The 22,254-nt window shown below is 70.6% G+C and carries 20 protein-coding genes, 1 pseudogene and 1 riboswitch; of the genes and pseudogenes, 15 read left to right on the top strand and 6 right to left on the bottom strand.

Annotated features, from left to right (window positions below; all coding sequences use genetic code 11):
• The first annotated feature begins 112 nt into the window (after positions 1–112).
• On the top strand, positions 113–571 hold the full coding sequence (locus EAO71_RS25725; RefSeq protein ID WP_261992360.1) for a hypothetical protein: 459 nt from the start codon (positions 113–115) through the stop codon (positions 569–571).
• A gap of 267 nt (positions 572–838) precedes the next feature.
• Here EAO71_RS25725 and EAO71_RS25720 read toward each other — a convergent pair whose 3' ends face one another.
• A complete protein-coding gene (locus EAO71_RS25720) occupies positions 839–1,435 on the bottom strand; it encodes a TetR/AcrR family transcriptional regulator (RefSeq protein WP_147980186.1) in 597 nt (198 codons plus the stop codon).
• 62 nt (positions 1,436–1,497) lie between these two features.
• Here EAO71_RS25720 and EAO71_RS25715 point away from each other — a divergent pair, with 62 nt between their 5' ends.
• The 7 genes from EAO71_RS25715 (at position 1,498) to EAO71_RS25685 (ending at position 8,148) form a co-directional block, all read left to right on the top strand.
• On the top strand, positions 1,498–2,391 hold the full coding sequence (locus tag EAO71_RS25715) for an NAD(P)H-binding protein (RefSeq protein WP_261992350.1): 894 nt from the start codon (positions 1,498–1,500) through the stop codon (positions 2,389–2,391).
• 942 nt (positions 2,392–3,333) lie between these two features.
• A complete protein-coding gene (locus tag EAO71_RS37885; protein WP_187282824.1) occupies positions 3,334–3,813 on the top strand; it encodes an RICIN domain-containing protein in 480 nt (159 codons plus the stop codon).
• Positions 3,814–4,218: 405 nt separating this feature from the next.
• A complete protein-coding gene (locus tag EAO71_RS37880; protein WP_187282823.1) occupies positions 4,219–4,389 on the top strand; it encodes a hypothetical protein in 171 nt (56 codons plus the stop codon).
• A 126-nt stretch (positions 4,390–4,515) separates the two neighbouring features.
• Complete coding sequence (locus tag EAO71_RS25700) at positions 4,516–5,103, top strand: hypothetical protein (protein WP_261992349.1); 588 nt, start codon at positions 4,516–4,518, stop codon at positions 5,101–5,103.
• A 120-nt stretch (positions 5,104–5,223) separates the two neighbouring features.
• Positions 5,224–6,309 (top strand): hypothetical protein, encoded by a 1,086-nt coding sequence (locus EAO71_RS25695; RefSeq protein ID WP_147980183.1) that lies wholly within the window; start codon positions 5,224–5,226, stop codon positions 6,307–6,309.
• Between the two features lie 375 nt (positions 6,310–6,684).
• Positions 6,685–6,978 (top strand): hypothetical protein, encoded by a 294-nt coding sequence (locus tag EAO71_RS25690; protein WP_147980182.1) that lies wholly within the window; start codon positions 6,685–6,687, stop codon positions 6,976–6,978.
• 294 nt (positions 6,979–7,272) lie between these two features.
• Entirely contained in the window at positions 7,273–8,148 is an 876-nt protein-coding gene (locus EAO71_RS25685) for an MBL fold metallo-hydrolase (protein ID WP_147980181.1), read from the top strand.
• 118 nt (positions 8,149–8,266) lie between these two features.
• Here EAO71_RS25685 and EAO71_RS25680 read toward each other — a convergent pair whose 3' ends face one another.
• Both EAO71_RS25680 and EAO71_RS25675 read right to left on the bottom strand, forming a co-directional pair.
• A complete protein-coding gene (locus EAO71_RS25680; RefSeq protein WP_147980180.1) occupies positions 8,267–9,142 on the bottom strand; it encodes an alpha/beta fold hydrolase in 876 nt (291 codons plus the stop codon).
• Positions 9,139–9,912, bottom strand: a complete 774-nt coding sequence (locus EAO71_RS25675) for a TetR/AcrR family transcriptional regulator C-terminal domain-containing protein (protein WP_147980179.1) — start codon at positions 9,910–9,912, stop codon at positions 9,139–9,141. Before EAO71_RS25675 ends, EAO71_RS25680 begins: the two co-directional genes overlap by 4 nt.
• A gap of 168 nt (positions 9,913–10,080) precedes the next feature.
• Positions 10,081–10,136, top strand: a riboswitch (guanidine-III (ykkC-III) riboswitch).
• A gap of 78 nt (positions 10,137–10,214) precedes the next feature.
• Between EAO71_RS25675 and EAO71_RS25670 the strand changes: the two genes are divergently transcribed.
• The 4 genes from EAO71_RS25670 to EAO71_RS25655 all read left to right on the top strand — a co-directional run bounded on the left by EAO71_RS25670 (position 10,215) and on the right by EAO71_RS25655 (position 16,422).
• Entirely contained in the window at positions 10,215–10,667 is a 453-nt protein-coding gene (locus EAO71_RS25670; protein WP_222723581.1) for an Ohr family peroxiredoxin, read from the top strand.
• Positions 10,660–11,112: a hypothetical protein gene (locus tag EAO71_RS25665; protein WP_147980177.1), complete on the top strand. Its 453-nt coding sequence runs from the start codon at positions 10,660–10,662 to the stop codon at positions 11,110–11,112. The genes EAO71_RS25670 and EAO71_RS25665 overlap by 8 nt, the downstream gene beginning before the upstream one ends.
• 233 nt (positions 11,113–11,345) lie before the next feature.
• Positions 11,346–14,576: a fused isobutyryl-CoA mutase/GTPase IcmF gene (icmF, locus tag EAO71_RS25660; protein WP_147980176.1), complete on the top strand. Its 3,231-nt coding sequence runs from the start codon at positions 11,346–11,348 to the stop codon at positions 14,574–14,576.
• 325 nt (positions 14,577–14,901) lie between these two features.
• A complete protein-coding gene (locus tag EAO71_RS25655; RefSeq protein ID WP_147980175.1) occupies positions 14,902–16,422 on the top strand; it encodes a PI-PLC domain-containing protein in 1,521 nt (506 codons plus the stop codon).
• Between the two features lie 204 nt (positions 16,423–16,626).
• Here the strand turns inward: EAO71_RS25655 and EAO71_RS25650 are convergent, their stop codons facing one another.
• The 3 genes from EAO71_RS25650 to EAO71_RS25640 all read right to left on the bottom strand — a co-directional run bounded on the left by EAO71_RS25650 (position 16,627) and on the right by EAO71_RS25640 (position 19,089).
• Complete coding sequence (locus EAO71_RS25650) at positions 16,627–17,211, bottom strand: DinB family protein (protein WP_147980174.1); 585 nt, start codon at positions 17,209–17,211, stop codon at positions 16,627–16,629.
• Between the two features lie 362 nt (positions 17,212–17,573).
• Positions 17,574–17,957, bottom strand: a complete 384-nt coding sequence (locus tag EAO71_RS25645; RefSeq protein ID WP_261992348.1) for a VOC family protein — start codon at positions 17,955–17,957, stop codon at positions 17,574–17,576.
• A 181-nt stretch (positions 17,958–18,138) separates the two neighbouring features.
• Entirely contained in the window at positions 18,139–19,089 is a 951-nt protein-coding gene (locus tag EAO71_RS25640) for an alpha/beta fold hydrolase (RefSeq protein WP_147980173.1), read from the bottom strand.
• A gap of 137 nt (positions 19,090–19,226) precedes the next feature.
• On the opposite strand from EAO71_RS25640, the gene EAO71_RS25635 reads away from it, so the two are divergent.
• The 3 genes and pseudogenes from EAO71_RS25635 (at position 19,227) to EAO71_RS25630 (ending at position 20,811) form a co-directional block, all read left to right on the top strand.
• Complete coding sequence (locus EAO71_RS25635; RefSeq protein ID WP_147980172.1) at positions 19,227–19,883, top strand: TetR/AcrR family transcriptional regulator; 657 nt, start codon at positions 19,227–19,229, stop codon at positions 19,881–19,883.
• Positions 19,884–19,934: 51 nt separating this feature from the next.
• A pseudogene (locus EAO71_RS39180) lies at positions 19,935–20,100 on the top strand (DUF5713 family protein); the annotation flags it as partial.
• A 291-nt stretch (positions 20,101–20,391) separates the two neighbouring features.
• Positions 20,392–20,811: an alpha-amylase gene (locus tag EAO71_RS25630; protein ID WP_187282822.1), complete on the top strand. Its 420-nt coding sequence runs from the start codon at positions 20,392–20,394 to the stop codon at positions 20,809–20,811.
• The last annotated feature ends 1,443 nt before the right edge of the window (positions 20,812–22,254 follow it).

Here is a 22,254-nt window from a genome sequence, read left to right as displayed (position 1 = left end):
GGTGTCTCTCCACGGCGGCCCCTACTGGTTGGCCGATGCGGACTGAGGGTGGGAGGTCCTGGTGGCGGGCGGAAACAGGCTGCGCACGTGGGGGGCGACCCTCGGTGGCTTGATGGTGGTTCTGGCTGCTCTGACGGCGTGCGCCGGCCCGTATCAGTACTACGAGGGAACAGGGATCCACGACGCCACGGCGGCCGAAGTCGCTGGAGGCTGGGAATACGTCGAGGGGACCCGTGTGGTGCTACGCAAAGACGGAACGGCTCATTTCGAGAGGCTCGACGGGCAGGGCTTCGACTTCGAGGACGGCTGGCGCCTCTCCGGTACGGGAACTTGGCAACTGAATGCCGATGACGGCGGACAGGTCGTCCGACTCGCGCTGACAGCCCGGACCCGCGTGGAGCATCGTTCCGCCGTGACGGCCACTGGCGCCTCGGCTCCGGAACCCCCAGCGACACACGCGTGGTCCTTCCATGTGGACCGTGATCAGCACGACGAGTTGAAGCTCTTCTTCTTCTACGGCGATCCCGACATCGGGAACACATACGTGATGACGCGTGAGGCGGGGGCGTAGCCATTCGTTGATCGCTGCGACCGGCGCAGTCGGCTCGTGTGCGATCAGCGCCCGACGCGGCGCTCGGAGACCGGCCCTGTGCCTGGAGGGCTGTCCGGCCGGGCGTCGAGAGCGAGCCGGGGCGTACGTACGCGCGGAGCCGCCGGCCGTTGTCGTCTTGGCGGCGAGGTGGTCCGAGCGGGACCGCCTGGCTCGGCGCCGGGTGACCTGTACGAGCCTTGGATCGGCTGCGGGGGAGCTGTCTGGCGTGGGCGAGCGGGCGGTCAGTCAGGGCAGTTGGCTGAACGCGTGGTCGGCGTCGGCCACGGCTTCGGGGTGGACGGCGCGTGCGGTGCGGCCGTCGGCGATCTTCTGCCAATTGGCTCGGGCGAGCACGCGTTGGACGGCGAGTGTCTGGGCGGCTCGCAGGCGTGCCCGGATGCCTTCGCCGAGGGCGTCGGCCAGGGCCTCCTCGTCCTCGAGCTGGTACCGCGTGAGGCGTCCCGCCAGGCTCGGTGTGGTGAAGACCAGCCGGTGGAACGCCACCACCTCGGGATGGTCGTTGAGGCCGGTGACCGGGTCGTGCCGATCGAGTCCGGCCCGGAAGTGCTGGTGCAGGGCCGCCATCGGCTCGATGCCCGATCCGCGGTCGCGCACGACGCGCGCTGCCTCGCCCTGATGGTCGGCGAACCGGTGCAGCACCAGGTCTTCCTTGGTGGGGAAGTACCGGAAGAGGGTCGGCTTGGACACCTCGGCCGCCGCGGCGATGTCGTTGACCGAGACGCGGTCGAAGCCGCGCTCCAGGAACAGCGAGACGGCTGCGTCGCCGATGGCGTCGCGCGTCCGTTCCTTCTTGCGGGCCCGCAGCCCCGTCGGCTCGCTCATCTACCCAGCGTAACATTAGTGACCGGGTTGCTTTTTTAACCGAGTAACGTTTCTATGGTGGTGTGAATCAGACAGACATGCCTCCCGTGCTCGTCACCGGAGCGACAGGCCGGATCGGCCGCATCGTCATCGACCGACTCCTCGACGCGGGAGTGCCGGTCCGCGCCCTCACCCATCGAGCCGAGGCGGCCGGCACGCTGCCGGCGAAGGTCGAGGTCTTCACCGGCGACCTCACCGTGCCCGAATCACTCGACCCGGCGCTGAACGGCGTCGGTGCGGTCTTCCTCGTCTGGACCGCCCCGCCGCCGACCGCCGCGGCAGTCGTGGAGCGGCTCGCCGCTCACGTGCGGCGGGTCGTCTTCCTCTCCTCCCCGCACCGGACGCCACACCCCTTCTTCCAGCAGCCGAACCCCATGGCGGGGCTGCACGCCGGCATCGAGCAGCTCATCGCAGCCACCGGACTCGAGTCGGCGATCATCCGGCCAGGCATGCTCGCCTCGAACTCGCTGGCCTGGTGGGCACCCGCGATCCGCGCCGGCGACGTCGTCCGGTGGCCCTACGGCGCTGCCCGGACGGCACCGGTCGACGACCGTGACGTCGCAGCCGTCGCGGCCCGGACGCTCTATCAGGACGGGCACGTCGGAGGCGACTACGTTCTCACCGGCCCCGAGTCGCTGACCCACGCCGCGCAGGTGAGCGCCATCGGTGACGCCCTGGGGCGCCGGATCGCATTCGAGGAGATGACGCCGGACGAGTTCCGGAGCCTGTCGGAGGGCACGGCACCCGACTCGGTCATCGACATGCTGCTCGCCGCGTGGAACGCGGCGGTCGGACAGCCCGCGTACGTCACCACCACGGTGGCCGACATCCTCGGGAGAGCGCCGCGAACGCTTCGCCAGTGGGCCGCCGACCACGCCGCAGCGTTCACGGAGGGCCCGCAAACCCGCCGACCGTGACCCGTCCCTGAGGGGACACTCCGGACTCCCTGCCGATCGGCCAGGACGGCGTGCTCAGGACGGGTACGGTTTGAACTGCCTGACGTGATCCGAGGGAAGCAGTCCATCAGCGCCTGCGCCGACACCGTTGGCCGGGCCGCGAGCACGACGCGCGCAGAACGGATGACCGCGCCCACGGGCCGCGAGCACGACGCTCCGTCGTCGACTTCCAGGCCTGCCCAAGACCAGGTGATGCGTGGCGCTTCGGGTGTCCCCGCACAGACCCCTCGCAGGCACGGCTCCCGAGCGCCATGCGTCTGTGGCCCCCGCCAGCCCGCGCCGCCTGTGTCAGGCAACCGGCTCGGCGCGCCGGCTCCGGGCGGTGAGCCACAGACCGAGTTGCCGGACACGGCGCGATCGCCTCAACCCCACAGGTGGATCACCGTGGGACGGGATCTTCCGCGAAAACCGCGCCCCTGCCGCGCACCATGCGCGTGCTTCTCCTGGCCCGTGCTGCACTCGATGCACAAAAGCCTCGCATGCTACGCACACCACCACGCTCCACCCGATCCTAGATTCACTACTGCCGAAAGATCCGTGCCGGCAGCGAACGTGCTGCCACAGGACATCGACCTGGCACGGCGACGAGAGGGGTGGGCAGCGTGGCCGGGCAGTGGTTCTGATCAGCCGGTACACAACCGACCTGAAGATGCCGGTCGAACGTGCCGACCCGGGCCGACCCGATCCGTGCAGGGGCCGTACCGATCGTCCGGCTCCCCTGGGATTCCCCAGGCCCGCACCCGGTCGCACCGGCCGGCTCCGGACCGAGCGGCCCACCCACCACCCCATGGCCGCGGAGCCGAACGGACGCAGCCAACGGGGGACCTCTCAGTGCGGCTACCAACCCCATCACCCGCCGCCCCGGCATGCCCGGGCCGGCAAGACCTTTCGAGGAAGACGGAAATGATTCGCAAGGCGTCAGCCCTACTCATCTCCCTGCTCACCGTGCTCGGCGTCAGCGTCCTGTCGACCGGCACGGCCAACGCCGCCGGCAACCGGCTCTACAACCTCGGCAGCTGCGCCACTCCCGAGGGCAACAGCACCTCCAACGGGGCCGTCATCACCGTCTGGTCCTGCACCGGCAGCAACCTGCAGAACTGGCACTGGCTCAACCAGCACATCGTGCACGACGTCAGCGGCAAGTGCCTCACCCCGCGCGGCAACGCCTCCGCCACCAACGGCACGGTCCTCACTCTGTGGACCTGCGACTGGAGCGACACCAGCCCGCAGGTGTTCGCCGGCAACAGCGGCCGGACGTGGACCCAGTTCGGCGGCAAGTGCATCACGAACAAGGGCAACTCCTCGGCCAACGGAACCTGGCTGACCCTGTGGACCTGCAACCCGGAGTTCAACACCGCCCAGGCCTGGGGCCTGGTCTACTGACGGGATTTGCTGCGGGGTGAAGGCGGCCCACGCCTTCACCCCGTACCTGGTAGCCCGCACCGATGGCCGCGAACAGCGCGCCTTCTGCCGTGGCTCAACGGACCGTCGGCGCCAGCCGCGCCGGAGACCGTCCCCGCCTGCACTCCGCCCGAGTGCGTAGGCCGGCGCACCATGCCGCCCCGCGGCCGGCTCCCGTCCCGCGTCATGCGAACTCCTGACTGCCGACTGCCGACTGCTGACTTCCGACTTCCGACTGCCACCGCACCGACTCCGCACGACTCCTGCGTCCGCCGTCCTGTGTTCCGTGCCAGGTCGGGCCGGCATCGGCCCGTGGGCTTTCTGCCGGCTTGAATCGCTGTTGTGGGGGCAGACGGGCAGGACCCTTATGTGAGAAGGAGTTTGTTCATGCTCGGTATAGCGGCAGCGGTTCTGTTCTTCGTCTCGTTCCTGATCAACGCGGCGGACATCGCCACCAACGACGTGTTCTCCTCCACCAACGTGATGCTGCTGGGTTTGATAGCCCTGGCGTTGCATGTGGCGGGCATCGGGGCCGGACGGGTCTCGAGACGCCGCTGACCCCTCGTGCCGGAGGGTGCCGTTGATCTGTCATCAGCGGCACCCTCCGGCATGCCCCCGCACCACAGCCCGACTCCTGCCTCCTGGGACCTCGTGCCCGGAGGCTGCTCAGGCCCGCTGCCCGGGATGGAGTTCCTGGCCCACAAGCCGCTATGGGCTGGCCGGTTGAGCCACTGGCCGGAAGACTCAGCTGTTGTGGACATGGGAATCTCTGGTTTCAAGCCGTCCTTCCTGGTCGGGATCGAGGCGGTTCGGCAGGCGCACGGATCACGTCTGGCGACGCTTGCCGGCAGGCCACTGACGGGGCACGCCCTGGTGCGCTTCGTCGAGGACGGGGACTGGTTCGCCGACTGTCCGGTGGTGCTGGACTTCGACGGCCTTCAGGTGGAGGTCTGCCATTCGAAGCTCGACGAACTCTCGATCGGCTGGAACACGATAGACACCGCAACGGCCATCGCCGGGTGGGAGTGGTCCGAGCTCACGCCCCGGTGGTCCCACGGCGACGAACGACTCGAGCCCTTCGTCGGCCAGGAGCTGCGCGAGGTCGCGCTGCTCGAGTGGCGGCCCGCAGGCCGTGACCTGGCAGCCGGAACCCTGGCGGTGGAGTTCGCTTTCACCGAAGGTTGTCTGCGGATCGTCAACGGGCTCGACGAGAACCGCATCGACATCGGCCCGGCCCAGCCGGACTACATCCGACACAGGCTGGGTCGCTGATCGTGACCACCCCGTCGGCGTCTGGCTGTCGGCCCGGCCGACATGGGAGAAGCAGGCAGCGGTGTCAGGGATCGGACGACCTGGGGTCTGATGAGGCCGGACGAACCTCGGTCCTAGGGTATGCCGGTGATCTTCAAGAAGAAGCGAGGGGCTACGAGCCTCACCGCCACCCTGTCCGAGCTGGAAGAGGCGGTCGCCGCCCGCGACGGCGACCGCACCGAGCATGCCTTCACCGCGATGATGAACGCCGTACAGTCGGCGCCGGACGCCGAACGCGTCCTGGCAGGACCCCGCCTGGCGGCACTCATTCCAGCCTTCCCACCCACCGGCCCGCGACCCATGCTGGCGATGGCGGCCGGCTTCTGCGTCGAGCACGGCGCCGATCCGGCACGCTGCGCCGAGCCGATCCTCGGCGGCGTCCACCAGGACGTGCTCGACGCCCTGGAGTTCGCTCGCCGCTGGACCTCCGCCGGCACAGCCGACGACGAGCTGCCCGAGCCCGACGAGAAGATCATCGATGACGCGCTTCTGGCCCGCCTCGGCGACGACCGGCACGAGGCCACTCGACTGGCGCTGGCCTGGTGCTCGGTCGAAGAATGGCAGCCGCCCGCACTGGCCGTGCTGTGCCGCAGCACCGAGGTACGCCGCCGGCACGCATCCGACATCCTCCCCGCCTGCCGCGACCTGGCAGCCCTGCACCGACACGACCTCAAATGCCTGATCTACGCGCTGGCAGTCCTGGACGACGAGCCCCTTGTCGTGCTGCACCGGCCGACCGGGGCCGGATTCGAGGTGCGCATCAGCGGCATCGGGGACAACTTCCAACTGCACACACTGCTCGCCCACGTCCTCGTCGGCGGCGGCCACGTACCCGGCACTGCTCCCTCAGCAGCCAGCGTCCGCCTGACCACCGACCCCCAGCCCGCCCAAGGGCGCACCCAGACCATCGCGACCGGCACCTTCGAGCTCCTCACCGCGGACGGCGATCGGATCTGGAACGAAGGACTGCCCGACGACATCCCCATCGTTCATGGGCACCGCCTGCTCGTGCTCGACGAACCGACCTACCGACGCAGCTGGAACGCCGACCGCTTCTTCCCCCATCTCCCGGGCAAGGCCGAGCTGACCCGCGTCCTGACCGCGGACGAGACACAAGCATGGTTCGCCCGCACCTCGTCAGCCAACAAGATCCACCGGCCTTCCTGACACAGCGGCCGGGCGGCTCGCGTGCGCTCGCCACGAGTCGACTTCAAGCCGTCGTGCCCTCGCTCCGTCCCACCCGGCATCCGGTCCAGCTCCGGCGTTGCCGCTGGAGCCGTCGTCCGATGTCGGCGCCGTCCCATGAGGACGCCGGGTGCGAGGGCCCGTCCTCCCGGATGCTGTCGCGGGCCGGCCGGGTGCCTGCCCCGGCCTACCGTCGGGAGGTCCGTCCCTTTCGCGTGCGCAGTCGTGCGCGCCTGCCACCGGTCGGACCGGGGCGAGACGTCTCCGGGCTCCCGTGATCGCCACCAGGGGTGAGTCGGTCACCACGGGGTAGACGGGGGCGGCCGGCCCTCGCCCCGCAGTAAGGAGAAGCCCTCCATGAGCCTCACCTCGACCGTCCGCTCCCTGCCCGGACACGAAGGGGGGCCGCGTCCCGTGTCGAGCCTCGCCCGCGTGCTGCCGTCTCGCGCGGCGGATGCCGCCCACGACGCCGCGCACGAGACGGCGGCCCGCTTCGGTCACGGCGCCTACTCGGAGTCCTGCCCGACCTGCCATGTCCCGGCCGGGTCCCTGTGCCTCGCCCGACGCAGCGTCCACGCCGCCCGGCGCGACCAGTACCGCCGGAACCCCCGGCGCATCGGCGTCATGTCGCTCCTTGGGGTGCCCGCCTGAGGTCGGCTCGCGCGCTCGTGGGCGTACGAGAACCCACGGCCGGCTGCTTACGTCGCGCGGTGTTGGCGCGGTGGTGCGCCTGGTGGCGCATGTGCCACAAAGGTGTGCGCGGAGCCACGGGTGCGCGGAGCCCGGGCTCATCGGGCGATCGGGGTGGCGCCGGTCGCCCCGGGCCGTGCGTGCGGACATCCGGTCGATCCGGGTTGTTACCCTCGTCGCCGAGGCCTGCGCGGGCCTCACCTGGGCACAGTGCGGCGCATCCGTTCGGGACGGCGACGCGGATGAGGGGACTTCATGGGCTCCCGGAACTCACCGATCGACTTCGCCGACGCGCCGCCCCGGCCTCGGCCGCTCGACGTGCGGTGGATCCACGGCTCGCCGTCGGCCAAGCACAACACGGACCCCGACATCCAGGTGCACGCCTACGACGAGCACACTTTCATCCTCCGGCAGAACATGGCGATCGACTACGAGGCGCCGTTCCTCTTCCTGCTCATGGGAAACACGGGAGCGGTGCTGATCGACACCGGGGCCACCGCCTCCCCGCAGTTCCTTCCGCTGCGCCGCGTGGTCGACGAACTCGTCCGGTCCTGGCTCGCTCGTCATCCGCGGGCCGACTACCAGCTGCTGGTGTTGCACACGCACCCGCACGGTGACCATGTCGCGGGCGACGGCCAGTTCGCCGACCGTCCGGACACGACGGTGGTCGGCGCGGAACGCACCTCCGCCTGGCCGTACTTCGGATTCGACGGCCGTCCCGAGTCCGTCGCCCAGGTCGATCTGGGCGGACGCGTGCTGGAGTGCCTGGCCACCCCGGGCCACCATGACGCTTCGGTGACGTTCTACGACCGGTGGACCGGGATCCTCCTCACCGGGGACACCGTCTACCCGGGCCGGCTCTACATCGAGGACTGGCCGGCCTTCCGGCGGACGATCGACCGCCTCGTCGACTTCTGCGCCGAGCGGACGGTCACGCACGTGCTCGGATGCCACATCGAGATGACCCGCCGGCCGGGCGTGGACTACCCCGTCCGCACGGTGTACCAGCCGGACGAACCTCCCCTGCAGCTGACCACCGGCCATCTCCACGAGATCCGCGCGGCGCTCGACGAGATCGGCGACCAGCCCGCCCGGCGTGCCTTGCCGCTGTTCGTCCTCTGCCCCACCTGACGGGATCCGCCCGCCGGGCCGTGCCCTCTTCCCCTGCGCTCCGTACGAGTGCCGCGGGATCCGTGCACGAACGGCCCTCGTGGCGGGCGGCGCACGAACGCGAGGTCGCCGCTCGGGCTCAGGGCCGCAGGAAGGAGCGCAGGGCCTGCGTGACGGCCGCCGGATCCTCCAGCTGGGGATAGTGCCCGACCGCGGGCGGTCCGGTGAGTTCGACGACCGACGCCCGCGGCATTCTGGTGCGGACGCGCGCCAGGACGTGCGCGCCGCTGATCGGATCGGCCGGTCCCCAGACGAAGAGCACCGGACCGGGGTACTCCTCCAGGGCGGCGGTCCACCGCTCCCGGTGGCTGCGGCGCTCGTCGATGTAACGCAGCAGTCGCGGCGCGCGCCGCTTTCCGCCTGCTCGGGACGCCCCCGCCCACAGCTCCCGGAGGTCCGCGTCGCAGAGCTCCCGCCCCAGTACGCCGCGCAGGGTCGCGCCGAACCTGCCGCGCGTGGTGAACGGGGCGAGGAGCGGGCCGAGCGGTCCGTGGAGCAGACGCTGGGTCAGCACCGGGCGGTGAAGGTCGGGGTAGAGCCCGCCGTTGAGCCAGGCCATGCGGCTGACCCGCGCCGGATCCCGGGCGAGCAGTTCCTGGCCGATGCTGACGCCGTAGTCGTGGGCGACCAGGGCGGTGCGCCCGGTGCCGGACCGCCGCCACACCTCCTCGACCAGGTTCGCCTGTTCGAGCACCGAGTAGCTGTGGCGGCGCGGCTTGTCGCTCGCCCCGAAGCCGAGGAAGTCCAGGGTGGTGACGCGCAGTCCGGCCGCCGCGAGGGCGGGGACGATCGGCGCCCAGTCGTGGGAGGAGGTGGGAAAGCCGTGGAGCAGGGTGACGGGCATCCCGTCCGCGGGACCGTCGTGGCGCACGAAGATCTCGTGACCGCCGACCGGGACGCGGGCGCCGCCGGCGGTCCACGTCTCCCACGGCGGCAGGAGCGGTGTGTTCCTCATGCTTCGGTCTCCTCGGTGTGGAGCCGGCCCAGTCCCGCGATCAGCACGCGCAGTCCGAAGGTGAACTCGTCGACGCCGTCAGGCGCGTTGAGCAGATCGGCGTGTCGGCGGACGACGGGATGGGTCACGGGGGACAGGTGCGCGAACAGTTCGGTCATGGCCGCGCGTTGCGGGCCGGTCCGGGCCGCCCCACCGCTGTCGAGCACGGCCGAGCCGATCACGAAATGGGTGACGGTGAGGTAGACGTGCACGGCCGTGCGCGGGGCCCACCCCTGGTCGAGGAGCTGCCCGAGGGCGTGCTCGCGGGCGCGCAGGGCATGGGGTCCGAGGAGCTGGCCACCGGTGAGTGCCGGGACGAGGGCCGGGTGGGCGCCGAGGACCCGGCGGAACTCCCTCGCGCCTTCCTCCAGGCCGGCCTGCCAGCCCGCGGTGAGGGAAGGCAGCCGGATCTCGCCGAGCATGTGGTCCACGGTCTCGATCAGGAGTTCCTCCCGGCTCGCCACGTGGCGGTACAGGGAGGTGTGCCGGACCTGGAGATGCTCCCCGAGACTGCGCATGGTGAGGGCGTCCAGGCCGTCGCGGTCGGCCAGTTCGAGCGCGCCCGCCGTGATCCGCGCCAGGGTCAGCCCGCCCGCGCGGGGCCGGCGCCGGTCGCGCTCGGCGTAGCGGGCCTGCCACCAGGCCGGGGAACCGGGCTCAGGGGCCGGACCTGCCGCCGGTCCTTCCGGCGGCTGCGTCACCTCGTCCGCTTCCTTCGGCTGTCGGGTCACCTCGGCCTCCTCCCGTGATGCGTCCACTCGACCTTCTCCCGTGATGCGTCCAGTGGACGCACATCATGCGTCCACTGGACGCATCACGCAAGATCCCGGCCGGTGAGGAAGGTCACCGGCCGCCCCCGCTCCGTAGCACGCTTCCGTTGCTACATTGTCCGGCGGCCCGGTCCCCGCGGCCCCGGACGAGATGCGCCGTACCCGGTCACGCACGACGACGCACCACGGCCCTCCCCAGGAGAGGCGCCGTCGCGCCGGCCGGACCCGGACGGCGCTCCCTCGTCGCACAGATGGGCCGAACCGTGACCGTGCCACTCACCCGCACCCTCTACCGGACGACCGCACACGCCAGTGGCGGCCGCACCGGATCGGTCGCCACCGGCGACGCCCGCCTGGACGTCCGACTGGCCCCGCCGCGCAAGAACGTGCCGGGCACCACCAACCCCGAGCAGCTCTTCGCGGCCGGCTTCGCCGCCTGCTTCACCTCCGCGCTGGCCGAGGTGGCGGACGAGTTCGGGGCGGACGCCTCGTCCGCCCGGGTCGCCTGCGAAGTGCAGCTGGGCACCACGGACACCCCCGCGGGGTACGGCCTCGCGGTCACCCTCACCGTCGGCCTCCCGGGGTGGAAGGCGGCGGAACTGCTGCCCCTCCTCCACCGGGCCGACGCGGTGTGCCCCTACGCGCAGGCGGTGAAGGGGAACATCCCGCTCACCCTGCTGGCCGTCGACGACAGCGACACCGCCGCCGATGCCTGAGCCGGCGGACGGCCGCCACCTCGACCCGACACCGAACGGTCCCGCCGTACCGGTCCCCGAGCGGGGCGCGTGGCTGCGGCACGGCATCAGCCGGAACGGCGGGCCCCTGGTGGAGGACCGCGTCGTGGTGTGGCTCCAGACCGGCCCTCACTTCGCCGACAGCCGGGGGTTCGCCGGCCGCACCACCTTCGACGGCACGCAGGTGCGCTTCCACCACCTCACGGGAGAGCCCGGGGAGGACATCGGCACGTTCACCCCGGAGGGGGCGGATCTCGTCGAGCGAGGCACCAACACCGACGGCAGTACCTTCCTCGAGATCTGGAAACCGCTCCCCGTCGACGACCTGGAGAGCGGCTCCTGGCCCGGTCCGGACTACCACGTGGTCCGGGTCGGCGGGCACCTGGTGCATGTCGATTCCCGTTCCGGCACGTACTGGCGGATGTGACCACCGCGGCCGCGGCCGACGCCCCCTGACCCTTCCCGACCCTGTCCGGTGGCCGCCGCGGCACGCGCCGGCGGACCGTTCCGCCGCCCGGGAACCGCGCCCGGGAGCCGCGCCCGGGAGCCGCGCCCGGCGGAGACTGTGCTCGCCGTCACACGCGCTCACGCCCTGCGATTTACTAGGACGTCCTAGTATCTCCTGGGTATGAGCTCCAGCGCATGGTCCGGAGGGCCCCCATGAGCGATCTGCACCGTCCCGCGAACCCCGTACGCCTCGTCACCGCTTCCGCCCTGTTCGACGGCCATGACGCCTCGATCAACATCATGCGGAGGATCTTCCAGGCGCAAGGCGTCGAGGTGATCCACCTCGGGCACAACCGATCGGTCAGGGAAGTGGTCGACGCGGTGCTGGAGGAGGACGCGCACGGTGTGGCGGTCTCGTCCTACCAGGGCGGGCACGTGGAGTACTTCGAGTACCTCGTCGAGTCGCTGCGCGCCCAGGGGGCCGACCACGTACGGGTCGTCGGCGGCGGCGGGGGCGTGATCGTCCCCGAGGAGATCTCCCGCCTGCGGGCGAGCGGCGTCACCATCTTCTCCCCGGAGGACGGGCAGCGGATGGGCCTCGCGGGGATGGTCAACTCGGTCGTCCAGGACTGCGACTTCGACCTGTGGGACACCAAGTCCGTCGAGGCGTCCGCCGTCCTGGCGGGCGACCGCTTCGCCGTCGCCCGCGCCGTCACCGGGGCCGAGCTGGGCAGGCTTCCGGCCGCGTTCCTCGACGAGCTGCGCGCCGCTTCCGGGGCGCGTACGGTCCCCGTGCTCGGCATCACCGGCACCGGTGGCTCCGGCAAGTCCTCGCTCACCGACGAGCTGGTCCGCCGGCTCCGCGTCGACCAGCAGGACAAACTGCGGATCGCCGTCATCGCGGTGGACCCCACCCGCCGCCGCGGCGGCGGCGCGCTGCTCGGCGACCGCATCCGGATGAACGCGCTGGACGGCGGACAGGTGTTCTTCCGCAGCCTGGCCACCCGCGGCAGCCACGAGGTGCCCGAGCACCTGGCCGACGTGATCGACGTCGTGAAGGCCGCCGGCTTCGACCTCGTCATCGTGGAGACCCCGGGCATCGGCCAGGGCGACGCGGCGATCGTGCCGTTCGTCGGCACCTCGCTCTACGTGATGACGCCCGAGTTCGGCGCCGCCTCCCAGCTCGAGAAGATCGACATGCTCGACTTCGCCGACGTCGTGGCCATCAACAAGTTCGAACGCCGCGGTGCCCTCGACGCCATGCGGGACGTCGCCCGCCAGCTCATCCGCAACCGCGAGGCGTTCGGCAAGCGGCCGGAGGAGATGCCGGTCTACGGCACCTCGGCGGCCACGTTCAACGACGACGGCGTCACCGCGCTCTACCAGCACCTCAAGACCCTGCTCGCCGCGGAGGGCCTGCAGCTGTCCGAGGGCACGCTGCCGGCCGTCGACGTCCGGCACTCCTCGGGCATCCGCCGGGTCGTGCCCTCGGACCGGGTGCGCTACCTCGCCGAGATCACCGAGACGGTCCGCCGGTACCACTCCGAGACCCTCGTCCTCTCCGAGGCCGCCCGCCGCGTCCAGCGCCTGGCCGCGGTCCGGGAGGAACTCGCCGACGCCGGCCACGACGGCTCCGGCGTCCAGGCGCTCCTCGAAGGCGCCCGCGAGCAGCTGCCCCACGACGTGACCGCCCGGATCGAGGGCTGGCCCGCCGTCGTCGCGTCCTACGCGAAGGACGAGCTGGTCGTGAAGGTGCGCGACAAGGAGATCCGCACCAAGCTCGTCCGCGAGTCCCTCTCCGGCAACAAGATCCCGCGCGTCGCCCTGCCCCGCTACACCGACCACGGCGAGCTGGTGCGGTTCTGGCGGAACGAGAACCTGCCCGGCCACTTCCCCTTCACCGCGGGAGTCTTCCCCTTCAAGCGGGACGGCGAGGACCCGGCGCGCATGTTCGCGGGCGAGGGCGACCCGTTCCGTACCAACCGCCGTTTCCGGCTCCTGTCCGAAGGCCAGCCGGCCACCCGCCTGTCCACGGCCTTCGACTCGGTCACCCTGTACGGCCGGGACCCCGACGAGCGCCCCGACATCTACGGCAAGGTCGGCACCTCCGGCGTCTCCGTCGCCACGCTCGACGACATGAAGGCGCTCTTCGACGGCTTCGACCTGGTCGCGCCGACGACGTCGGTCTCCATGACGATCAACGGCCCTGCCCCCACCATCCTGGCGTTCTTCCTGAACACCGCGATCGACCAGCAGACCGAGCGCTTCCGGGCGGACGAGGGCCGGGAGCCCACGCCGCAGGAGGCGGCCGAGCTGCGCGCGAAGGCGCTGGCCAACGTCCGCGGCACCGTGCAGGCCGACATCCTCAAGGAGGACCAGGGCCAGAACACCTGCCTGTTCTCCACCGAGTTCTCCCTGCGGATGATGGCCGACGTCCAGGAGTGGTTCATCGAGAACCAGGTCCGCAACTTCTACTCGGTGTCCATCTCCGGCTACCACATCGCCGAGGCCGGCGCGAACCCCATCAGCCAGCTCGCCTTCACCCTGGCCAACGGCTTCACCTACGTCGAGGCGTACCTCGCCCGGGGCATGGACATCGACGACTTCGCCCCGAACCTCTCCTTCTTCTTCTCCAACGGCATGGACCCCGAGTACTCCGTCCTCGGCCGCGTCGCCCGCCGCGTCTGGGCCGTCGCGATGAAGGAGAGGTACGGCGCCAACGAGCGCTCCCAGAAGCTGAAGTACCACGTCCAGACCTCGGGCCGTTCCCTGCACGCCCAGGAGATGGACTTCAACGACATCCGCACGACGCTCCAGGCCCTCATCGCCATCTACGACAACTGCAACAGCCTGCACACGAACGCCTACGACGAGGCCGTCACCACGCCCACGGAGGAGTCCGTCCGCCGGGCCCTGGCCATCCAGCTCATCATCAACCGGGAGTGGGGCCTCGCGATGAACGAGAACCCGCTCCAGGGAGCGTTCGTCATCGACGAACTCACCGACCTGGTCGAGCAGGCGGTGCTGACCGAGTTCGAGCGGATCAGCGAGCGCGGCGGGGTCCTCGGCGCCATGGAGACCGGCTACCAGCGCGGCCGCATCCAGGACGAGTCGATGCTGTACGAGCAGCGCAAGCACGACGGCACCCTGCCCCTGATCGGCGTCAACACCTTCCGCAACCCGCACGCCGCGGACGCCGAGCCGGTCGCCATCGAGCTGGCGCGGGCCACCCAGGAGGAGAAGCAGTCCCAGCTGGACCGCGTCCGCGACTACCAGGCCTCGCACCAGGAGCCCGCGAACGCCGCACTGGCGGCGCTCAAGAGCGCGGCCATGGAAGGCCGGAACGTCTTCGCCGTCCTCATGGAGGCGGCCCGCGTCTGCTCGCTGCAGCAGGTCACCGACGCCTTCTTCGAGGTGGGCGGCCAGTACCGCCGTAACGTCTGACGACCTCGCACCACGGCGGACGAGCAGGCCGCGCGGGGCCACGTGCCACTTTCCACCGGGCACGTGGCCCCTCGGCGCGTGGCCCCTCGGCGCGTGGCCCGTTCTCCGGCGGTGCCCGATCCGTGAGGGGGCGGGGCGGAGGGGACGGCGGGCCGACCGGACGACGGCGCGGCGTCCCCGGCGGCCCCCGAGGGGAGGGATTCGGACATGTTGCGAACAGGCAGTGATTGGCATGGGCTCGTCAAGTCGGCCGTGGCATTCTGTGATGCCCCTCAGGCCGCGCCCGAACCACGCGCCCGTCGATGCCCCTCGGAGGCACGAGCCCATGTCCGCTGCGCGAACAAGTACGGCACGACGAATCAGCAACGCGTCGACCCGCCTCCTCCTCCTGATGGCGGCACTCGCCATGATGTGGCTGCCGACCGGCGGCCAGGCGCGGGCCGACACCCCTCCCGCACCGACGCAGGTCCGCCTCGACTCGTGGATGGGCGACCTGGCCCCGCGCATCGCCGGTACACCGCTCAACCGGATCGCGATGCCCGGCAGCCACGACGCGGGATCCTGGAGCATCACCGCGCGCTCGGGGCAGTGCCGCACCGGCTACATCTACGACCTGGCCAGAGGCTTCCCGCAGCTGGCCGCGAGCGTCGCCAGGACCCAGCGCGTGTCGATCGCCGAGCAGCTCTCGAACGGATCCCGCTACGTCGACCTGCGCCTGTGCAAGCAGGACGGCCAGTGGTTCACCTTCCACGGATCCCCCCTCGGCTCACCGTTCTTCGAACCGAACGGGGAGGCCGAGCAGATCGGCCGATGGATCGCCGCGCACCCGTCGGAGATCGTCGTCGTCAGCCTGTCCGTGAGCGCCCCGCCGGCGGAGCTGCCCGCCGCCACCGCGGAGGCGTACGACCGCTTCGCCGCCGTCGCAGGTACGGCGAGGCTCGCCCCCCGGACGCGGTTCGCCCCCACCTCGACCTACGGCAGCCTCGTCGCCGCCGGGAAGAACGTCATCCTGCTGGACGACTCCGGACTGGCCGACCGGGACGGGGCCTGGAGCGCGACCGCCACCTCGTCCGGCCGCGGAAGCTATCCCGCCGACAGCCCACCGGCCGGCAACTACCTGAGGGACTTCGCCAGTCCCCAGGCGCTGTTCGCGGAGACCCTCGCGCGCGACCGGGCGGCGCTCGCACGGGACCCGGGAGGCGACGCCGGAAAGTTCTTCGTCATGGCGGGGATCGTCCAGCCGGACACCCTCCTCGGCCTCGCCGGCCTGCAGCAGAGCTTCACGGCGCTGCCCGACTCGATGACCTGCGTCGCGGGCTCCTTCCACGATCCCCGCAACGGAGGGGAGTGCTGGGCCTGCCCGGCCGAGTACGTACGGAACATCACCCCCGTCACCCAGGGCGACGCCTGCTGGCTGCCCAGCCGCGCCGTCAGCACCGCCGCGACCTACGTGCGGAACGAGACCTGGGCGTGGAACTGCCCCGCGGGCACCTTCTGGGACCCCCGCATGGACGCCTTCCCCTGGCAGGGGCAGTGCTGGTCCTGCCCGCCGGACCACCTGCGCAACGTCACCCCGGTCACCAGCGCGAACGCCTGCTGGCGCATGACTCCCCTCCGCCAGGCCCCGGCGGCCTTCCGCGGCCCTTCCGGGATCACCCGCACGTTCCTCCTGGACCGGGCGGCTTCCTACAACGCACTCCTCCACCAGCAGCTGCTCGGCCCCTGGAAGGCCCCGGAGCTGCGAAGGAACCTGAACATCGTCGCCGTCGACGACGTCACCGGCGCCCCGGACGGCCTCCAGCCGGGCGACCTGGCCCGCGCGGTCATCGCGTACAACACGCAGTGACAGCAGCGGGATGCTCCGCGAGGGTGAACCTCACGGAGCATCCCGCTCGCCCGCGCTCGTTCCTGGCCTTGCCCGTCAGCCGGCCGCGGGCGCCGCCCGGAAGGCGGGGGAGACGGTGAACAGGGCGACCACGGAGGGGCGGACCTGCCGGGCGACCGCCTCCGGGGCGGGTTCGACGGGCCGACCACCGTCGTCAGACGGCCTCTACGCCGTGATCGATGCGGCCGACCTGGCGGCCTGCTCGATCTTCGCGCGGTAGGCCGCACGAGCTTCCTCGTCGGCCTGCTTCTCGAGTTCGGCGCGCAACCCGGTCCGGCCGTCGACCACCTCGCGCAGGATGTCGGCGTGCCCGGCGTGCCGGACGGACTCGCCGAGGACATGGACCATGACGGCGAACAGGTTGGTGTCGGCGTGAGGCTCCGGCCACCACGGCACGTGGCCGGGGGCGTCGAGGGGAAGCTCGTCGATCGTCCCGTCCGCGTGTTCCCACGTGCGCCGGTAGAACCCGATGATCTGATCGCGGGTCTCGTCCTCGGCCGCCCACAGATCGCTGCCGTCGGAGTCCCGCCATCGGGGCAGCGGCTCCGGCGAAGGGCGGTCGAAGACCTCGCCGAAGTACCTGGCCTCGACGGTCGCCACGTGTTTGACCAGGCCGAGGAGGTTGGTCCCGGTAGCCGTCAAAGGCCGGCGCGCGTCGTACTCGGACAAGCCGTCGAGTTTCCAGAGCAGCGCCTCGCGGTCCCGCCGCAGTCTCCCGTGCAGGTGGTCTTTCGCGAACTCATCGATCATGCGGCACGACCCTGCCATGGGCTGCTCGTGGTCTCAAGATCCCGTACCCGGTCACGACCTCGAAGGCCCCCCGCAGCCGGTGCTTTCGGAGCCGTACGTGCACCTTTCAGGGGCGTGCGGGCCACCTCCGCGGTGATGCCGATCGCGGCGAGGAGTCGCTGCCGCTCGGGGTGGAGTTCGTCATACGTGCTGCACCGGCGCTGCGGCCATCGCAGTGCTGTCGGTCGACGTGACCAACGAGGGGGCCGGAGAAGGCCGGCAGAGTCCTCGAACCGGCGAACCGTCATCACGCCCCAGCCCTCACCAGCAGGGCACGAAACCCGGACGCGTCGTGGGGAGAGACGACGAGCGGAACGACAAGGTCAGGGGCCGACGTATTCGAAGACGCCGCCGTACGGATGCCGCAGCACCGCCCGGCGGCCGTTGGGGGTGGGGAGGACGGGCATCACGACCTCGGCTCCTGCCGCCTCCGCCTCCTCTACCGCGGTGTCCAGGTCGGCGACGGTGAGCGTCGCCGCCACGCCCGCGACGCGCTGCACCGCCTCGTCAGGCCCGGCAAAGAGAAGGAACGGGCCGACGCCGGCCAGGGTGACCCCGGCAAAGGTGAACCGCGATGCGCTGCTTCCGGTCAACTTCTCGTAGAAGGGCACCGCCGCATCCAGATCCTCCACACGCTGTCGCACGATCGCTGAATCTATCGCCATGATCAACACCTTCCTCTCTTGATGCGCGCCGACGAAGGTCATCGACCCCCGAACCGCGGAGCGCCAGTCACGTTCGCGACGCCGTTCGACGCCGAACCTCACACGACAAGCTCAGGGCACGGACCGCGAAGGCCGCCGGCCCGGCCGGCGCGAAGATCAGGGCGCGGCGCGCGCCGAACTCCCTCACGCACTGCTGGACAGTCCGTGTCTGCGGCCCTCGCGGCTACGCGTCCGTGGCGCCCCGCGCCGCCGCCGGATCGAGGGAGTCGACGTCCGCCATGAAGCTCAGCATCCGGGCGTTCACCAGGTCGGGGTGGTCGATCTGCGGGCCGTGGCCGGTCGCGGCGACGATCTCGGCGCGGGCGCCGGGGAGCACGCGCGGTACGCGTTCCAGCTGCCGCTTGGGTTGTACGAGCAGGCTGCGCTTGCCCATGATCAGGTAGAACGGCGTCCGGAGGGAACCCAGTTCCGCGTCCGACAGCGGCAGCGGGGCGGGGCGGCGGATCCGAAAGGCCTTCACGCTGGCCTGGATCATCGCGCGGAGCTCGGGCACGACGATCACCGGCTGCTCCAACCACTTGGCGAGGCGGGGGCGCCACGCCTTGGGGGCGTAGGTGGCGAAGAGGCTGGCGAAGATCCATACGAAGAAGCGCAGGCCGACCTTCTCCAGACCGCCCGGGTCGAGGGCGGTGACCGAGGCGAGCCGCCCAGGCCGAAGGTGGGCCTGGTTGATGACCAGCCAGCCGCCGTACGACGAACCGACGAGGTGGACCTTGTCGAGCCCCAGCGCATCGAGGGCCTCGTCCATCCACTGCGCCGCGCGCTCGGGCTGCCACATCGGTTCGCGTTGGACGCTCCGGCCGGGATCGCCGGGAGTGTCGAGGGCGTAGACGGGACGCTCGGCGCTGAGGGCAGGGGTGTTGGGGTACCACTGGGCGGAGCAGCCTCCCGAGCCGTGTATCAGGACCACCGGCGTGCGTGACTCGGCTGCCGGGTCGGCGGGGCCGTACCGGTAGACGTGCGTGGTGCCGAAGCTCGTCTCAACGTCCGTCTCGGAGCGAGCGGGCGCGCCCTTCGCGTAGAGGACGTCGCAGGTGGCGAAGTAGCGGTCGCGCAGCTCGTCGCTCACGTAATGGCCGACGTCGCGGCGTACTCGGGTCGTGTTCTCGGGCACGGGGCACCTCCAGGAAGATCCGATCTTCGTGATACGAACGTACCATAATGTTGATACGGCGGTACCATGAAGATGTTCGGACCGAGCCGGACTGCGAGCGCATGAACCACCCCGACCCACGGCCGGAGACAGCCCTGATGCCAAAACGCGTGGACCACGAGGAACGGCGCACCCAGATCGCCGAAGCGCTGATCCAAGTCGCCGGGCGGCGAGGGCTGCACGCCGTCGGCATGCGCGACGTGGCCGCCGAGGCCGGCGTATCCCTCCGGCTCGTGCAGTACTACTTCGAGACCAAGGAGAAGCTGCTCTTCTACGGGCTCCAGCACCTGACCGACCGCTTCACCGCCCGCGTGGGCGCCCGACTGGCCGCCGCCGGCCCGGACCCGGGCCCGCGCGTGACGATCGAGGCGCTGCTGCTGGCCTCCCTGCCGACCGACCAGGAGAGCCGGACCTTCCACCTCCTGTACAGCTCCTACTCGATCCTGTCCGTGACCGACGGGGCACTCGCCGCCCAGCCCTTCATCGACAACCCCGACGCGGCCGAGAACGCCCTCACCGGCCTGATCGAAGGAGCCCAGGCGGCGGGCCTGGCCGACCCCGGCGCCGACGCACGCACCGAGGCCATCAGCCTGCTCGCCATGACCGCGACCATGGGCACCAGCATCCTCGTCGGCCAACGGTCACCAGAGTCAGCCATCGCCGTACTCCGTCACCACCTCGGCCGCATCTTCACCGCCGCCGGCCGCACCACCCCGGACGACGGGCAACGGACAGACTCCAAGCCCTGTCCATAGTTCCGGCTCGGACCGCCCGTCCGATCCTGCAGGCTTTCGCTTCTTCGGCCGATGTATGACGACCCGTACTTCCCTGATCACGTGGTCGCCCAGGGGGGAAGCGATCCTGCTGCGGCTCTGCGAACGCGTCGAGGCCGAGCGGCCGTCGGATCCGGAGAGCTTGTACGCACTCACCCAGGCTGCGACGGAGGAGTTCACTCTGCGGGACAGGGAGTTCCTGCGAGATCCGTCCCGTCCGCACCTCGACCTCGACGTTGTCCGCCGCATCGGGGTCCTCTCGTGCGACGGCAGGGTTTGGGGTCCCTTGCGCTGCGCGGATGCCTCGGAGGGGTGGGGCCTGGGGTAGGCGCCGGACGTGCGGTCGCGGCTATGGAAGGTAGGGCTGTGAAACTTCTTTCAATCGTCAAATGAGTAGCTGAACAGTGCATTGGTGCACCCGGCGGGGACATGGCTGAAAATACTTGCAGAAACTTGCAGGAGTGGGCCCGGCGGCCAGAGGATTCGCGGCATGGCAAACCACATGACTCGCGTGTCGCGCCCCGTCGCTCTTGCCGCCATGGCCGCGGCAGGTCTCTTGACCGTCACCACCGCTCCGTCTGCTGCGGCGGACTCCGGATCGCCTGCTCCGGAGTGCGTGGAGTACTTCCAGAGCTGGCGCTACACGGACGTCCACAACGGCTGCGGCGATACCGTCTCCGTCACGGTCGGTTATGTGAACGGCCAGTGGGCGCCTTGCCGCGTCATCGAGCCCGGCGGCTGGGCGACCTTCTCCGGCTACGGGACGAGCGGCAACTACGTTGTGGGGCTGTGGACGTGTGACCCCGCCACCGTCCCGGCCGGCGCTGTTCGGGCGGCCTCGGATGTTTCGGGCCGAGTGGATGCTTCGGACGCCGCGGGATGGCACCGGGGAGCGAGTCGACTGCAGTGAGTCGATGATGTTCCGTTGGCGCCACGCTCGGCGCCGCGACGACAGCCGTGCGGAGGGACCCCTGCCTGAGCAGGTGTGACACGAGGAGGACGTGCGTCCGGCCGCCCGCGCCGCGACGCTGACCCCGCCCTCGCCGGCCCTGCGCGCCCCTCGCGGTTCCTCGTCCGCGGGACGCTGGAGTACGTTCCGCTCCCGGCGCCGTCGGATTCGGCACCGAACACGTGCCGATCGGCGTTGCCCTGCGGGCGACGGGGGAGCCACAGTGTGCTGATCAAGGGCGGTACCTTCGTCGCGGGTGTTCCGGGATGCCCCCCTGGAGCCCTGGCCCTGGACGGGCCGGGTCGCCCGTGTCGCCGTTCCGACGAGTAGCCGGTACTGCGCATCACGGTCGGTGCCGAGCGAGAGGGTGGTGTCATGCTGCGGGTAGGTCACCGCATCGGTTCGTGGTGTCTCAGGATCGGGCTTGCTCCGACGTTTCGCCGCATGCCGAGAGTCGGGTGGTGCGGCTGTGGAGCACGCGTTGGCGGGGAACGCGACGCTCTGCGCTATTCCTCGACGTCGGCTGACGGTGTACCGGCACCTGTTCGTCGCCGTACGGTCCGGCAGGTGCGTGGAATGCAGGGGGAGGGCGATCGACGCGACAGGGAACTGCCAGACGTTGTTGACACTCGGGGTCTCCACCACTCCTGAGATCTGCCATGCCCCGGTGGCGGAGTTCCGGTCAGCCCTTCGGCGCGACGGACTCGGCAAGGGCACCGCCCACGCCTACATCAAGCCGGCGTCGCCGCACCTCAACGGCAAGGTCGGGTCGCCCACGTGGTCAGCATGCTGCCGAGTGGTCAGCAGCAGGAGCTGATCCCTTCTCGGGGAGATGACAGCGGCCGAGACCAACCCCGCTCGCCGTGAGTCCTGGAGGAGTGCCCGGTGGGCTTCGGGCTCATCGACGATCTGTCCTGAAGGACTTCAGCTTGCCGCGCAAGGCAGGCACCGAACCGTGCTGCGGCGGTTGATTCTCCACCAGACTCGTCACCATGAACTCGACGGTGTTGGATAGGCGGCATGGTGAGGCGCAAGAAGGGGAAGAAGAAGCGGCCGACCTTGGGCGTTCCGAAGGGGATCTTCCTGTCTGCCACGCCGGAGGGCTGGCGTACCAGCGTTCTCACCGAAAGCGGAAATCTCTACGGACGGCTGGATGTGCCGATCAACACCGCCCCGCAAGACGCGCGGGCCGCTGCGGCGGTGCTGGTGACCGAACTCGCGCGCGACTTCCACGACGCCGACGTCGAGGTGCGCTGGATCCGCCGCAGGAGCCGTGGTCTTGGACCGCCCAAGTCACCCTGGCCGCCGAGAACGAACCACCTTCGCCGGACGCCGAAGGCTGAACGGAAAGCTCAGGAGCACAGCAGGACGCGCTGGCGGAGGAGTTCGAAGCCCGGTCGCCTG

The organism is Streptomyces sp. MS191 (assembly GCF_008042125.1).
Taxonomy (GTDB): domain Bacteria; phylum Actinomycetota; class Actinomycetes; order Streptomycetales; family Streptomycetaceae; genus Streptomyces.
Note: the sequence above shows the minus strand (reverse complement) of the source record. Positions and strands in the feature narration are given on the sequence as shown.